10 protein-coding genes are annotated in these 16,828 nt (G+C 31.0%); 3 read left to right on the top strand and 7 right to left on the bottom strand.

Annotated features, from left to right (window positions below):
• Nucleotides 1-5: 5 nt before the first annotated feature.
• The 7 genes from EGM88_RS08860 to EGM88_RS08890 all read right to left on the bottom strand — a co-directional run bounded on the left by EGM88_RS08860 (nucleotide 6) and on the right by EGM88_RS08890 (nucleotide 13,790).
• Nucleotides 6-1,526: a glycerophosphodiester phosphodiesterase family protein gene (locus tag EGM88_RS08860; protein WP_238988414.1), complete on the bottom strand. Its 1,521-nt coding sequence runs from the start codon at nucleotides 1,524-1,526 to the stop codon at nucleotides 6-8.
• 338 nt (nucleotides 1,527-1,864) lie between these two features.
• Nucleotides 1,865-3,391 (bottom strand): SusD/RagB family nutrient-binding outer membrane lipoprotein, encoded by a 1,527-nt coding sequence (locus tag EGM88_RS08865; protein ID WP_123897647.1) that lies wholly within the window; start codon nucleotides 3,389-3,391, stop codon nucleotides 1,865-1,867.
• A gap of 87 nt (nucleotides 3,392-3,478) precedes the next feature.
• Nucleotides 3,479-6,658, bottom strand: a complete 3,180-nt coding sequence (locus EGM88_RS08870) for a SusC/RagA family TonB-linked outer membrane protein (protein ID WP_162497560.1) — start codon at nucleotides 6,656-6,658, stop codon at nucleotides 3,479-3,481.
• A 302-nt stretch (nucleotides 6,659-6,960) separates the two neighbouring features.
• The gene (locus tag EGM88_RS08875; RefSeq protein ID WP_123897651.1) at nucleotides 6,961-9,756 is read right to left on the bottom strand and encodes a LuxR C-terminal-related transcriptional regulator; all 2,796 of its coding nucleotides are present in this window, start codon (nucleotides 9,754-9,756) and stop codon (nucleotides 6,961-6,963) included.
• A gap of 197 nt (nucleotides 9,757-9,953) precedes the next feature.
• Nucleotides 9,954-10,691: an MIP/aquaporin family protein gene (locus tag EGM88_RS08880; protein WP_123897653.1), complete on the bottom strand. Its 738-nt coding sequence runs from the start codon at nucleotides 10,689-10,691 to the stop codon at nucleotides 9,954-9,956.
• A gap of 11 nt (nucleotides 10,692-10,702) precedes the next feature.
• The gene (gene glpK, locus EGM88_RS08885; RefSeq protein ID WP_123897654.1) at nucleotides 10,703-12,202 is read right to left on the bottom strand and encodes a glycerol kinase GlpK; all 1,500 of its coding nucleotides are present in this window, start codon (nucleotides 12,200-12,202) and stop codon (nucleotides 10,703-10,705) included.
• Between the two features lie 55 nt (nucleotides 12,203-12,257).
• The gene (locus tag EGM88_RS08890) at nucleotides 12,258-13,790 is read right to left on the bottom strand and encodes a glycerol-3-phosphate dehydrogenase/oxidase (protein ID WP_123898212.1); all 1,533 of its coding nucleotides are present in this window, start codon (nucleotides 13,788-13,790) and stop codon (nucleotides 12,258-12,260) included.
• A 237-nt stretch (nucleotides 13,791-14,027) separates the two neighbouring features.
• Here EGM88_RS08890 and EGM88_RS08895 point away from each other — a divergent pair, with 237 nt between their 5' ends.
• The 3 genes from EGM88_RS08895 (at nucleotide 14,028) to EGM88_RS08905 (ending at nucleotide 16,734) form a co-directional block, all read left to right on the top strand.
• Complete coding sequence (locus EGM88_RS08895) at nucleotides 14,028-14,783, top strand: DeoR/GlpR family DNA-binding transcription regulator (RefSeq protein WP_123897656.1); 756 nt, start codon at nucleotides 14,028-14,030, stop codon at nucleotides 14,781-14,783.
• 171 nt (nucleotides 14,784-14,954) lie between these two features.
• The gene (locus EGM88_RS08900) at nucleotides 14,955-15,482 is read left to right on the top strand and encodes an MORN repeat-containing protein (protein WP_123897658.1); all 528 of its coding nucleotides are present in this window, start codon (nucleotides 14,955-14,957) and stop codon (nucleotides 15,480-15,482) included.
• Between the two features lie 139 nt (nucleotides 15,483-15,621).
• A complete protein-coding gene (locus EGM88_RS08905) occupies nucleotides 15,622-16,734 on the top strand; it encodes a glycosyltransferase (RefSeq protein ID WP_123897660.1) in 1,113 nt (370 codons plus the stop codon).
• Nucleotides 16,735-16,828: the final 94 nt, after the last annotated feature.

The following is a 16,828-nucleotide window of genomic DNA, read 5'->3' on the forward strand; positions in this document are numbered from 1 at the left end:
AAAAATTATTTTTGTTGAAATACTCTAACATAATCTACCACCATTTGTTGAGGAAAAACACTGTCGTCGATACCTTTTTGTCCTCCAAGCATGCCTCCAACGGCAACATTTAGAATTAAATAAAATCTTTGATCAAATGGCCATTCTGCAGTAGTTTTCTTCTCATTTTCAAACGTGTTATAAACCTGATCATCTAAGATAAAATCCATTCTTTCTGGAGTCCATTCCAATGCGAATACATGAAAATTATCATAAGGATTATCTATAAAAATACTCTTACCACGTTGTGTGTTTTTAGTATGATTATATGCTAGTGTATGTACAGTTCCAAAAATAGAGTCTTTATTAAAGCCTACATGTTCCATAATATCAATTTCACCAGATTCAGGCCATCCAACATTTTTCCTGTTTTCGCCCAACATCCATATTGCAGGCCACATACCAACACCTTTAGGTAATTTGGCTCTTACTTCAATACGGCCATATTTCCATGAAGCTAAATCTCTAGTAACCAATCTAGCTGAGGTATATTTAGCTGTTTTTCGCTCTGCAGCATATTTAATCCAGCTTTTATTTAGAAGTTCTGGATTATTATAATCTTTATTAGCTATTGTTTCTTTATGTGTTTCAATAATCAAATGACCGTCTTCTACTCTAGCATTTTTTAAGCTATCAGTATAATATTGTTCTTCTCTATTAGCAATAAAACCATAATCATACCCCCATTTTGTACTGTCTGGCTTTCCTTTATAATTGAATTCATCTGACCAAACTAAACGATAGCCTTTATTTACTGGAGTTTTCTCTATTCGTTCAAATAGTAATTCCGGCTCATTAGTTGTAATGTAGTCAAATTCATTATCTAACAGCCAATCTAAATCTTCTTGTTTATTTACGGTCCATGCATTTAAAGTTAGGCCAAGTTCTTTGGATTCTTTTATCCATTGTGGATTTTTCTTAAAAATACTAAGATGATAATCCAATCCAGAAATTCCATCGTTTTTAAGTTCTTTAGGAGATTTGGAACCGTTTAAATATTGTGTCTTTGCAGAAGAATCTATTTCTACAATTTTTTTAAGAATATCATAACCAAAACTGATATAAGAATGGATATAAGGTTCAGCATTTAGCTCTTTAACCAAAGCCAATACTTTATCAGTCATTTTAAGGTTATACGCTTTGTCTTTTGAAGGTTTAATTTCAAGTACCAAACCGGTAGAAGAGTTATTTTTCATACCAGCTAAAAGATAGTTTCTTAAGGTAGGTAAATTTTCACCATTAGATAGTCTAAATTTTGAGAGCTCTTCATAAGTACTTTCTTTAATTGTTAAGCCATTATAGTGACCATCATGAAAAACAACCAAAACACTATCTGCCGTCATGTGCACATCAAACTCAGAGCCCGTACATTTTAATTCAATGGCATGTCTTAAAGAAGCAATAGAATTTTCAGGAAGATTATTTGCTTTGAAAGCTCCACGATGAGCAACAACATTATTATCTGCAAAAGAAACATTGTCTTTCATTGTTTTATTACAAGATATGAGGTTTGTAACTACTAATATAATAAATATAAAACGCATTGGGACTGATATATTATGCTTAAAAGTTTAAGCTCTTGTTATACTCTAATTTTAATCTATAAATTTACGAAGAATATATATAAAATATAATCTCTTATACCTTTAATAATCCTCAATTACTAAATGAGAATTTAGTTAAACTTACACTTTACAAGTACTCCAGATAAAACGCCTAATTTTTAAAGATATGTTTTGTAAAAAAACCTTAGGGCATACAAGATGCCCTAAGATTAAAACTAACTAACTCAAAATAACGTAAAATGATCTGTGAAACTATATTTTTAATCTTGTAAATACCATGGTGTCTTGTTAATACCATCATACCCTCCAAATTGATCATCTATAGCTTTTTGATAATTTTCAGGATTTGTATTTTGCTCAGATGCTGGATACTTATATCGTTTAGGATAAACTGAAGTATCGTCTGGATTCAAACTTGTTGATGGATCTAATGGATATTCAGGGTAACCTGTACGTAAAAATTGAGGGTAATTACCTCCATTACCTTGGAAGAAATCAATCAACCATCTTTGAGTCAAAATTTGTTTTAATCGATCTTCTTTAGAACCTCCTGTAGCATAAGCCGCGGCACCTGTAAAATAATTATCAATATATGCTTGATCAATAGCCATACCATGAACAAAATCTTCTGTATGTGGTAAATTCATATAATACTCAAGCATCGCTTTTACTCCATTTTCATAATATTCTTGAGCATCTCCAGTTACCCACCCTTCTTCGATAGCCTCAGCAATGATAAAACATTGTTCTGAATACGTAAAACGTAGCATAGGTTCTCCATCCATAAATTGAACGTAACGCTCATTTAACAAAGAGTATTCACCATTATCGTTATTGAAAGCCAATGTAGTTGGATCTTCTGAGGTTAAGGCACCTACATAGGCATCAAAATCAGATTCTGACATGCCATCATCAATTAATTTTTGTGCTGGCTCTGCAAAATAAAATAGTCTTCTATCATTATTCTCTTTCAAAAAGTCTGCAGCTAATTTTGAAATAGCGGTAGTAATTCTAAGGTTTTCACCATTGTAAAATTCATGGTTAGCATTAGGAGTTTCAGTATAAACTAATTTTAGGTTATCATCATTATCTTCCATTAATACACCAGTATTAACAATTTCTGCAAAACGTGCTTTTTGCTCTGCAGTAGCTTTTTTACTTATTGTCTGAATTACTTTTAACTGCATAGCGTTACACAATTTTTGCCATTTACTAGCATCTCCATCATACATAATATCTCCAGCAAAATTATTTCCTTCAGCGAAATAAGCTTCAGCTTGTTTTAAATCCTCTAAAATTTGCACTATCACATCAGCTTGTTTATCATATACTGGTCTCGTATTCCCTTCACTTGCCAATCCAGCTTCAGAATAAGGTACATCACCCATAGCCAATGTTGCGGAGAATCCATAATATGCTTTTAGGAACAAGGCTAATCCTTTGTAGGATGGTTGAGATACGCTTCCTTCAGCAAATTCAACCATATATTCAAGATCTGTTAATCTGCTGTAAGCTCCAAAACTACCATAAGTTGCATAATAATACTGATTTCCATTTGGAACAGCTGTAAGTAAAGCTACATGTTTATTGAATAAGTTACCATAAACATATTCGAATGCACCAGAGCCGTTAAATGTAAACGTATTTTTTAATACTTGTGTGGCAAGCATTTCCGGAGCAACTAATGTTGACTTGTCCGGGTTAGTATTAATATCTTCAAAATTATCACACGAATATGTAATAATTAAAGAGATTGTTGCTAATAATATATATTTTAAATTCTTCATTTTTATTTATTTATTTGTTTTTTTAGTCATCCTAAAGCATTGAAAGAAATTTGCATAGAATAAATTTCTAATTATGCTTATTTCATATTAAAACGAAAGTCTAATATTAGCTCCAAGATATCTAACCGATGGATCTGCAAAATCTTCAGTACGGTTATCTGGGTCAGAATATTTAAAATCTTTAGCCCATAAGAATACATTTTGACCGATTAAACTTACAGAAGCTGTTTTAGCTCCCCATCCGTTTAACAATTTAGAAGGAATCTGATATGTTAAAGAAATTTCACGTAGTTTAAAAAATGTTCTCTCATAAGCATCTGCAGAAGTTCCAGTACCACCCCAAGCACTACTACCATGTAAATCTTTTACAGCTTGCAAATACGTTGTAGGTACATCATTTGGCACAAACACACGTGTATCGCTAATAACACTACCATCTGTATCAAATTCAACTGTTCCGCTTGCTACCATAACACCATCGCCAATATAGTTTTTCGAACCAGGGTTAGCAACATCTAATGCTCTTTCAGGAGTAACAGAATCAGGATGTCCTCCAGATTGCCACATATAACTTTCTGTTCTTGTACTAGACATACCTCCAACTAAACCGTCAAAACTCACAAATAAGCTGAAGTCTTTATAACGTAATGTCGAATTAGCACCCCATAACCAATCTGGATTCGTATAACCAAAAACAGTATTATAAGGATTCTTTACAATTCTACCGTTACTATAAACATATTCGCCTGTACCAGGAGCCTTCATAAAGTCTTTACCTACATAGTGATCGGTACGCTCACCAACTTTTATCCATGGCTTAGCTTCATCTAACGTATATGTTTCATCAATTTTTGCATATACATCTTTGTAGGTAGACCAGTTAACACTTAAATCCCATTGCAAATCATCTTTTCTAATTGGAGTTGCAGTAATTGCTACTTCCCAACCTTTACGATCTACTTCATCATCAGTATTAAGTACCACACCTGTATATCCTGAAGCTGCAGATAAAGAGCCTGTTTCTAAATAGTCATACATATGTTTATTATAATAAGCTAAATCAACTGTTAAGCCCTTTTTTAAAAACATACCTTGCAATCCAACCTCATAAGTATCAGCACTTTCCGGACGAATACTTGCCAAATCATATAAATTGTTAGGAGCCGCTGCACCATTTAAATCATTCCAAGTGCTTGGGTAGGTTGAGAAAACACTATTAATATCATAAATACCTGCTGGTTTTTTTGATCTAGTCCAAGAACTTCTAACTTTTAAAAGGTCTAACCAATTTCTTGTAGACGGTAATAATTCAGATACTACAAAACTACCTGAAAATGAAGGATAAAAATAAGATCTTTTAGAGTCAGGAACATCTGGTCCTGCCAATGTAGAACTCCAGTCATTACGACCAGTAATATCTAAATAAATTAATCTATCCCATGCTAAGGCTAATCGGCCGTATGCAGAGTTAACCTGACGAGCTAGAGTAGTTTCTCCCACAGCTGCAGGATTAACAGAAGCATTTAATGAGAAAAAACCTGGCACAGAAATTCCTCCTACTGTTTGTGCAGTAATATTGTCATTTCTTTCATAAAATATAGTTCCTCCGACAAGATATTCAAGCTCAAGTTTATCATCAACCAGTTTTTGATCTCCAGTTAATAATAAGTCATTATTTATACTAAATCCTTGAGATTTACCAGTTACATAAGCACCTGTTCTTGAACCATTCCATGTTGATGACGCTCCAGGAACAGAAGTATTACCAGTAGAGGTATACGATCCTTGAGATACTCTAAGTTGACCACGGTCTACATAAAAATCTAAACCAGAACGTACTGTTGCCTTTAACCAATCAGTAACATCATAACTCATCGTAAGATCTGCGTTGAATATATCTCGAGACACTTCATTGGTTTTTTCATATCTATCAAAATAGGGGTTATTTTGATTTTTTCCACTGTATTTATCATTTTCAAAATCGTATCCATAATGGTTATTTTGCAATACACCAGGAATTAACCAATAATTGTCTTTATAATCTCTTACATCCCAATCAGAAGGACTCCAAATTAATAAAGAGTACATAGGGTCATAAGATGTGTACCCATTAGAACCCATATTTGGAGATTCTGTTTTAGAATACGATAAGTTTGAACTTAAATTAAATTTATCTAAACTAATATCTCCACCAAAAGTATACGTATACTTATCTAATTTTGAATTAGGATATTGACCTTTTTGTTCAACCCAGTTTACAGAACTTCTAAGAGAAACATTATCTTTTTTATAAGCTAAACTTACATTATTATTAGTTACATATCCTTGCTCTAAAAAATTCTCAAAATTATCTTTACCTACTGGCAAATATTCAAAATCCCTAAATTCTTTTGCAATAGGATCCCATTGTGTTTGAATAGAACCGTCCATTGGAACACCCCAAGATTGATCTTGATTGATATTGTAAGTATTGTTGCTACCACGGCCATAAACACTTTGTTTTTCTGGAATGGCCAAAAAGCCAGCTGAAAACATTGTATTTGATGTTAAGTCAACAGCAAACCCTTCGCTTCCAGAACTACCATTTTTAGTTGTAATTAAAATAGCACCATTAGCCCCACGAAAACCATATAACGCAGAGGCTGTTGCACCTTTTAATATAGACATTGACTCAATATCTTCTGATGAAATATCACTCAAGGTTCTATTTTGATAGGCTATACCATCAATAACTAATAAAGGTTCTTCACCTCTAATTGTGATTTCAGGAGCAACATTAAAATCTGTAGAGTTATTAACTAACAAACCCGCTACCTTACCGGTAAGTGAAGTACCCACGTCAACACCTGAAACTTTTTGAAGTGCGTCTCCATCAATTTCTTGAACTGCATAACCAAGAGATCTTTCCTCTCTTTTAATACCCAAGGCAGTAATTACAACCTCTTCTAACGCATTAACATCCGATTGTAATGTAACCGAGATTGGACCATCCGCAACAGCTACTTCTTGAGTAACATATCCTATAAAAGATACTAGAAGTGTTGTTGCTTCGTTTTTAACTTCCAATGAAAACTTCCCGTCAAAATCGGTTGAAGTTCCATTGGTAGTCCCTTTTTCTACTACAGAAGCACCTGGTAATGGCATTCCTGTTTCATCTAGTACAGTACCAGTTACTGTTTTCTGAGCTTGTAATGCACCAAAACTGGTCATTACCATAGCAAACATTAACAAGGCTAGATTTTTCCTTTTTCTAATAAGTTTTAACATCATAATTAAATTTGAATTTGAGTTTAATTTTCGCAAAATTAGGAGCATACTTTTAAAGCTAGTTTACCCTAATATTAACTTAATGTTAAATATAAATAAAGTATTTAAAAATTATAAAAAAACACCCCTACAAAAAACATACATATAAAAAATATAAAATCACCATAACTAATTTTATTCAAAATACAATTTAAACACTGATATACAAGGCTTTAAATTATTACAATAAAAACAAGTAATAAATATTAAAAAAGATAAATGTAGTGGTATTGTTTGGGTAAAATAGGTGTAACAAACCACCATTAAATAGTCAAAATATGATCAGTAAGGTTAACATTGTGTTTTAGTTTCATTTTCTTTCGTAATCTATACCTTCTAACTTCAACACTCTTAACCGAAATATTTAATAAAGGAGCAATTTCTTTTGAAGATAAATTCAATCTTAAATAAGCACAAAACTTAAGGTCGTTATGCGTTAAATTTGGGTATAAGCTCTTAGCTCGTTTTAAAAAATCTTTATCAGCACTATTAAAAGCGTCTTTAAACAAATTCCAATCTTTAGTACTTTCAAGATTTTTATCGATTAATTTGAAAACAGAATTATTATTCGAGATGCCAACATTGCTTTTTAATTCTTTCTTTATCTTTCGTAATACTTCATTTCGTTTAACAATACTCATTGTAGATATAGCAAGTTCTCTATTTTTACTTTCTATTTCTTGATTTAACTTTTCATTCTTTAACCTTATTAATTCTTGCTCATTACTAATTCTATTAATCTCTAATTGCTTTTGATTTTGTTTAATAAGCTCTAAATGCTGTCGTTTATAATAACTTTTATACAGACGATGTGTTACAAATCCAAAAATTACCAATAACAATAAATACCCTAAAATGGCAACATTTGACAAATAATAAGGTCTATCTACCTCAAAAGTGTATTGAACAATATTGGATGATATTTGATCTCCAATTTTCGATCTTACATTTAACGTATACTTACCAAAAGGTAAGTTTTCGAAATTTGCAACTGGCAATGTATTCCAATCACTCCAAGCTTCTTGGTAATCATCTAATTTGTATTGATAATTTATAAATTCATATTTATTGTAACGAGGTGTGCTAAAACCAAATTGAATAATATCTTGATTATATTTAAATATCCCTTTATCCTTCAATAAAGCATTATAAAGACTATCCTTTCTAGTTACTCTTATCTTGTTTAAATATATTTGATGAGAAGACCTACTAAGTTTATCTAAATCAACTAATATATAACCGTTTGTTTTTCCAATAATGTATAAATTATCTTTAAGATGCGTAATATTTTCAAAACTTACTGTAGTTTTTCTTAAATAGTTTTGAATTGGAATTGACTTTATAGATAAATTACCTGGTATGGGTCCTTTTTCAGCATAATAAATATTAGATTTATTAAAAGACCACAATCTTTGTTTATTATCTTTTACAAGTTTACCAGAGATATAATCTTCACTATTTATTAATTTACTAAGAGCTGTATCCTTAACAAATTTTTCTGTTTTTAAATCTAATTTATAAACTCCTTTTTGATAACTATACAATAACTTATTATCATATTTTAAAATACCAGACCCTTTTCCTTTAGGCACATCCGTAAATAAAACTACTTTTGAAAATTCTGTTAGCTCTTCATCTAACTGTAATTTATAAACTCCTTTATATTCATGATTAACCCAAACTTCTGAATCATTTAAAACTTCAAAAAAGCGTGCAGAATTTTCAAACCCTTTAATTTTATACTTGAGTTTCCATTTCTGATTGGTTTTTTCAAGTAAACTCATACCAGAGTAATGACCTTGCAATAATACATTAGGATGATTGGGGAGAACTCTAAAATTCCATGTTCCAGCAATATCGGAAATTTGTTCAGACTGATCTCCACGAATTAGAAATGTTCCTGAAGTATGACCACACAATAAGTCATTATCATAAATAAAAAGAGACCAAACTTGCCCTTTTGTACCTGCAACAAGTTTTAATGGTTCATTTACCTGTGCTGATTTATAAAACAATCCTTGATTAGTACCAACATAAAGTGTTCCTTCATAGATAATTGAACTATATGTAGTACCAACAGTTCCTCCATTGTCATTATATTCACGGATAAAAGATTGCATATTTAAACAATCAATTCCATTATCTAAAGCAGCCCAAACATTACCTGTAGCATCTTCAAATAAGTTTAGAATAGTATTATTGCTAAGTCCATTTGACTGATTTATTGTATTTAAAAAATTTCCTTCAGGAGATAAATGTATAATACCAGCAGAAATAGTGCCCAGCATAAAAGTTTTATCTAACAATTGAATTCCACTGTAAATTTGATACTCTTTTAAAATATCATTAGCTACAACATTCCATTTCGTAAGGATTCCGTTTTTAATTTTAAAAAAACCCTTATTTCTAGTTAACAAAATCAACTCATCACCATTATCAAATATATTTAACACAAATTTTACACCAAATTGTTCAGGAATTGTTGCCACCTCCTCCTCCTTACCAGTTTCAAGTCTGTAAATTTTACCATCATGTTTATGAATATAAATAACATTGTTAATTTCAAATATTCGATAATAATTACCTTTATCAGTAAAGTAATTTAATTCCTCATTATCAGTGTTATAGAAGTATAACCTATCATAGGATTGAAAAATAATCCAGCTATCGTAACTTTTAATATTCCAAATATTCTCATCTTCTAAGAGTTCTGACTTTATATTTTTAGATAATGAAGTATACTCCAACAAACCTCTTTTATTTCGTTTCCAAAAACCAAACTCCATATATGCTCCGGTAAAAATTAGATCTTTTACCGCGAGTAAAGATCGAATAATGGTTTGGTTAGGTGAAGGGTAAAGTGTCCAGTTTGCCCCATTAAATTCTAACAGACCTTCATTGTTTGCAACAAAAATGAAATTGTCAGAATTTTGTGAAACTGCCCAGTTCTGATTTTCGGCTTGATAGGTATTTGATGAAAACTTTAATATAGGAGGTGTTTCTTGGCAAAATAATGCACACGGTATAAGTAATATCAAAAGTAATTTAAAAACCTTCATATTTTAAGCCTACAATTTTTATTATCTTCAAATAAAAAATTATGCTGTAAAGGTAAAAAAAAGTGAAATGAAAAAGGGCTTTACAACAATAACGAATAATTTGAATTAAATTACGTTATGTAAAAAACAAATGCTATTTAAATATAAAAATAATCCTTTTAATAACTTATATTTAAAATTTATAGAAGTATCTTTAACTAAATACTGTTTGACAATACCAACATTAAAATTGCCGCGGCTGATGCCCCAATAATTGGGCCGACAATTGGTATCCAAGCATAACTCCAATCATTAGAAGCTTTGTCTTTTATTGGCAAAATAGAATGAATAATGCGAGGCCCCAAATCACGAGCAGGATTAATAGCATAACCTGTGGTACCTCCTAAGGACAACCCAATAACCCAAACTAATATTGCTACTGGTAAAGCCCCCAAAGATCCTAATCCAATAATAGTTTCAGGTTCTGACAATGAAGCATTTGTAAAATATAATATTACAAAAACTAAAGTAAAGGTTCCAATAATTTCCGAAAAAATATTCGTTTTCCAATTTCTAATTGCAGGAGATGTACAAAAAATGGCTCTCTTTGATTCCCCATCTTCAGAGATATCAAAATGATCTTTATAAACCAACCAAACAGCAATAGCTCCTAACATAGCACCTATAAACTGAGCCAGTACATAACTTGGTATAATTGCCCAATCAAACTTACCTGCAATAGCTAACCCTATACTCACAGCAGGGTTCAAATGTGCTCCACTATAAGGCCCGGCAACTACTACTCCAACGAACACTGCAAATCCCCAAGCGGTAGTAATTACCATCCAACCATGGTCATTTGATTTTGTTCCTTTTAAAACAACATTAGCTACCACACCTCCTCCTAATAAAATAAGAAAAAAAGTTCCAATAATTTCTGCTACAAATGGAGTCATACTATATTTATTTATGATTTATTTTTAGTCCAATATTCTAAAGCATCAATTGCTTTATACCACCCATGAATTCCTTTTTCAATTTCATCTCTGTCTTTAGATGGATTAAAATATTTATCTGTTTGCCAAATTTTTTGGATTTCTTCAAGGCTATCCCAATAACCTACTGCCAATCCTGCCAAAAAAGCAGCTCCCATTGCAGTTGTTTCAACTGTTTTTGGTCTAACAGTAATAGTATTTAACACATCTGACTGAAATTGCATTAACATATTATTTACGGTTGCTCCACCATCTACACGTAATTCTTTTATTGATATCCCTGAATCTGCCTCCATAGCTTTTAAAATATCCATAGTTTGATATGCGATAGATTCTAAAGCTGCCCGTGCAACGTGTGCATCTGTAGAACCTCTAGTTAGCCCAAAAATTGTACCTTGTGCTTGTTGATTCCAATGTGGAGCTCCTAATCCTGCAAAAGCAGGGACAAAGTAAACCCCTTCAGAACTTTTAACAGAACTTGCTAAATTTTCTACATCTGCAGACATTCTAATAATCTTTAAACCATCTCTTAACCATTGCACTACCGCACCACCAATAAAAATACTACCTTCTAAAGCATAATTTGTTTGTCCATTAATTTTCCAGGCAACCGTAGTCAACAAATTATTCTTTGAAATTGTTGGCTTTTCACCGATATTCATTAACATAAAGCACCCTGTCCCATAGGTGTTTTTAACCATACCAGGTTTAGTACACATTTGGCCAAACAAAGCTGCTTGTTGATCTCCAGCTATACCAGCTATAGGAATATTTGTATCATAAAATGTAGATTGTGTATGTCCATATATCTCACTAGATTGCTTTACTTCAGGAAGCATACTCTTTGGTATGGTAAACAAATCTAACAATTCATCATCCCAATCCATAGTATTAATATTAAATAACAATGTTCTTGAAGCATTTGAAACATCAGTTACATGCTGATTACCTTTGGTAAAGTTCCAAATTAACCAACTATCTATAGTACCTAAAATCAAATTGCCCTCTTCTGCTTTTTTTCTAGCACCCTTAACATTATCTAAAATCCATTTCACTTTTGTTCCAGAAAAATAAGAGTCAACTACTAATCCTGTTTTATTTCTAATTAAGTCAGATTTACCTTCCTTTTTTAAAATATCACAATAATTAGAAGTACGTTTATCTTGCCATACAATTGCATTATAAATAGGTTGACCTGTATTTTTATCCCAAACTACAACTGTTTCACGTTGATTGGTAATACCTATAGCAGCAATATTTTCAACATTTAATCCTTGTTTAGCAATTGCTTCAGCCGCAACACCTGTTTGAGTTGACCAAATTTCGATAGGGTCATGCTCTACCCATCCTGGTTTTGGAAAGTATTGTGTAAACTCTTTTTGAGCCATTGAGATAATATTTCCTAGTTTATCAAAAACAATTGCTCTAGAACTGGTAGTTCCTTGGTCTAATGCCAGAATGTATTTTCCCATAATTATATTTATTAAACAAAAAAACGAACAAAGCTCAAAAAGAGGTTTATTCTATTTATAACACATATTCTTTAGCCATACTAACAAAGGCATCTACTTCTTTACGCTCCCAAGCCTTATCTTTTTTCAATTCTTTTGCTAAAATATTAGCTACAACTGGAGCTGATTTAATAGCTGCTCTGGAATTTAAAAATAGCATTCTAACTCTTCTTGCCAATACATCTTCTACTGTCCTAGCCATTTCATATCTAATTGCCCAAACTACTTCTGCTTTAGTAAAACCTAATCGAGAATCTAGAGGTTCTCCTAATTCAGGCTCCTTTGCAATAAGTGCCTCGATACCTTTTTGATCCGCTCCATAAATATACAAATGATTCGTTTTATCTAAATTTTTAATAGAACCATGTATAGGTAAATTTTTAGTTTTACAAGAAATATTAGGTAATTTCCCCATAGCAATGGCTTTATTAATAGTATCTTGAGCCATTCTTCTATAGGTAGTCCATTTTCCTCCTGTAATGGTTATCAATTCAGAATCAGAAATAATAATTTTATGACTTCGAGATATTTCTTTTGTTTTTTCTGAATTATCCTTTGGAGCTGCTAAAGGTCTTAATCCTGCAAAAATGCTTAAAACATCATCTTTACTCACCTTTTTATTTAAATATTTATTGGCCGTTTCAATAATAAAATCTACTTCTTTATCTAAAGGCTTAGGCTCTAAACTATGACTATCTAACAAAGTGTCAGTAGTACCAACAACAACTTTGTCATGCCATGGAACTAAAAACAACACTCTACCATCATCCGTTTTAGGAATCATTATTGCATCATTTCCAGGCAAAAATGATTTGTCTAAAACCAAATGAATACCTTGACTTGGACGTACAATATCTTTGGCATTTTCGTCATCCATTTGTAATACCTCATCTGTAAATACTCCAGTAGCATTAATTACAACTTTGCTATTTATATTGTAAGATAGGTCTTTTTCAGTATCATAAGCTACAACACCATTTACAATTCCCTTATCATTTTTTAACAACCCAGTAACTCTGCAGTAATTTAAAACAGTTGCTCCTTTTTCTATACAAGTCTGTGCTATATTAACAGCTAGTCTAGAATCATCAAATTGTCCATCATAATAAACAACTCCCCCTTTTAGTTTATCAATTTTAATTGTTGGTAATCTTAAAGATGTTTTCTCTTTATTAATTCTAATTGACTTTCCGAAGCTCAATTTACCTGATAAAAAATCATACAACTTTAATCCGACTGTATATTTTAAAGAATCCCAAAATTTATAGTTAGGAATAATAAAAGACTGATTACTTACCAAATGTGAAGCATTTTTTAATAATAAACCTCTTTCGTATAATGCCTCTCTAACTAAATCAATATTTCCCTGAGCTAAATAACGTACACCTCCATGCACCAATTTAGTACTACGACTCGATGTTCCTTTAGCAAAATCAATCTGCTCCAACAAAAGTGTTTTATAGCCTCGTGTAGTACTATCTAAAGCTATCCCTAAACCCGTAGCCCCGCCACCAATAACAATAACATCCCAACTTCGGTTAGTTTGCATTTGCTCTATTAATCGATCTCTTTGAAATAAATTCACTTGTATTTTCTTTTGAAATATATTATTTAGATTTCAAATATACATATTTTGTAAGAAAACGAAAGAAAACGAAAGTAAAATTTAAATATTTTATTAAATTTAATCAATTCCATCAGTCATTACACCTTCGTTTGATTTCATTTTAACTACCTTTGTATAGATAAGTGTAACAAAACAAATGGTTACTAAAATCAATAAGCAATGAAACGACATCAAATTATTCTAGACATTTTAAATAAGGAAAAGTATCTTGAAGTATTAGATTTGTGCAAATTATTAGATGTATCTGCCGTTACAATAAGAAAAGATTTAAAACTACTTGAAGAAAAAGGGCTATTATATAGAACGCATGGAGGAGCTTCGTTGGAAAATCCTTATATAAATGAAAAAGCTGTAAACGAAAAGGAAAAAATATCTGTTGAAGAAAAAAATGGAATTGCCCAAGCTGCCGCAAATTTAATCGATGAAAATGATTCAATTCTAATTGCTTCAGGCACAACTGTCCAAGCCTTAGCTAAATATATTATTCCAAAAAATAAATTAACTGTAATTACCTCTTCTTTACATGTTGTATTACATTTAATTAATCATAAAAATATTGAGGTTTTACAATTAGGTGGATATATAAGACATAGCTCTGCTTCAGTTGTAGGTAATTATGCTTCACAAATATTAGATAATGTATCATGTAGTAAATTATTTTTAGGTGTGGATGGTATAGATTTAGAATATGGACTGTCAACAACAAGCTTAGAAGAAGCACAACTTAATAAAAAGATGATTGCATCTGCACAAAAATCTATCGTATTAGCCGATTCATCAAAATTTGGTAAAAAGAGTTTTGCTAAAATTTGTGGGATAGAAAAAATAGATCAAATTATTACTGACGTAGGCATATCAAAGTCAATAGTTAAGCGATTAGAAGAAAATGGTATTGTAGTTAGTATTGTTGGCTAAAATTGTACTATTAGAATAATATTGCTCTACATTTTCAAATCATAATACTATAAATAAAATCTTTACGTTATAGTAAATATTTAACACATTATTTATAGCCTCAAATTTTAGCAAAAAAAAAGAGCTACGCAAAATTCTATCTTACAAATTAAAACACATAAATTTTAACACATGAAAAAGCTATTACTCATATTTTTATTATCTCCTATTATTACGCTTGCCCAAAACGAAAATTCTAACAATTCTATTGAACAACAAGAGAACAGGGTAATTGTAAAAAAATGTATTGCTGGCAATTGCATAAATGGCAAAGGAACCATGCAGTATCAAACAGGGGTTTATGAAGGCTACTGGAAATCAGGATTACGTGATGGAGAAGGTAAATATGTTTGGTCTAATGGTGATGTTTATGAAGGTGAATGGATGCAAGATAAACGTCACGGTTTTGGAACATATACTTGGCATGACGGTTCAAAGTATGTAGGCAATTATAGTCATGGTATAAGAAGTGGTTATGGCATATATTATTATACAAATGGTACCATTTATGAAGGTACTTGGCAAAATAATTTAAAACATGGTATTGCTAATTTCTATTATAAGGAAAGTGTTAATATTGGCGGAAAGTATATTAATAACGAGTATGTAAGTGGCACTGGAATTAATCAAGAATCTTATAACTTTAAACCAAAACAATAGTTATTCAAAACCTATGTAAGGGTATACAATTAACTACGACTTAATAAAGAGGTGACACGTCATCTCTTTTTCATAGCAATTTCCCGTTTTTAAGAAGTTAAGAACGGGATTTTTTTTACCTTCGTAACAAAACAATCCATTGCAAAGAATTATAGTTTCTGTAATAAATGATTTGGTTACTGACCAACGCGTACATAAAGTTTGTACAACCTTGGTTAACATGAATTATGAGGTTATTCTTATTGGGCGAAAGTTACCTGATAGCTTACCTATTCATCGAAATTATCGTACAATTAGAATGAAACTTCTCTTTAAAAAGAAAGTTTTTTTTTATGCCGAATTCAACATACGCCTATTTTTTAAGCTCCTTTTTATAAAAAAAGACATCTTACTTTCTAACGACTTAGATACCCTTTTACCTAATTTTATAATCAGCCGCTTTTTCAATAAAAAATTAGTATACGATAGTCATGAACTATTTACTGAGGTTGGTGAATTAACTCATCGTCCTTTCGTTCAAAAAATATGGAAATCTATTGAAAAATTTATTTTTCCAAAGCTTAAAAATGTATATACCGTAAACAGTAGCATTGCAAATTTTTATCATAAAAAATACGGAGTTAAGGTAAATGTAATAAGAAATATTGCTCCTAAACTACACCAAAAGTCTATTGACCTAGATTTTGCAAAAAAAATTAAGAGCAATAAAAAAATGCTGATTTTACAAGGCTCTGGACTTAATATTGATCGTGGAGCAGAAGAAGCCGTTAAAATGATGCAGTACTTAGATAATACTATACTTTACATAATTGGCAATGGTGATGTTTTTAAAAAATTAAAAGATTTAGTAACAAATCTAAACTTAAAAGATAAAGTAATTATTAAGGATAAAATGCCTTATAAAGCCTTAATGGAATATACAAAAATATCAGATTTAGGCCTCTCTTTAGATAAAAACACCAATTTAAACTATGAATATAGCTTACCTAACAAGATTTTTGACTATATACAGGCCGAAATTCCATTATTAGTTTCTAATAGAATAGAAGTAGCTAAATTGGTGTCTGAAAATAATATAGGCTGGATAATTAATGAATTAGAACCAAAAAAATTAGCTAAAAAAATAACGGAGATATTTGAGAATAAACAATCCTATTTTATAGCAAAACAAAACTTAAAAACCACAGCTAAAAAGTATTGTTGGGAAAATGAAAAGCAACAATTAATAAAAATATTTCAGAACATAAAATAAGTATTATTTCTTTAGTTATTACTGAATATTTAATTAATATATTGATGATTTTAACTGTTTAATGTCTAATTTTAATTCTTATTAATTTATAAAA

This window comes from Aureibaculum marinum (assembly GCF_003813905.1).
GTDB lineage: Bacteria > Bacteroidota > Bacteroidia > Flavobacteriales > Flavobacteriaceae > Aureibaculum > Aureibaculum marinum.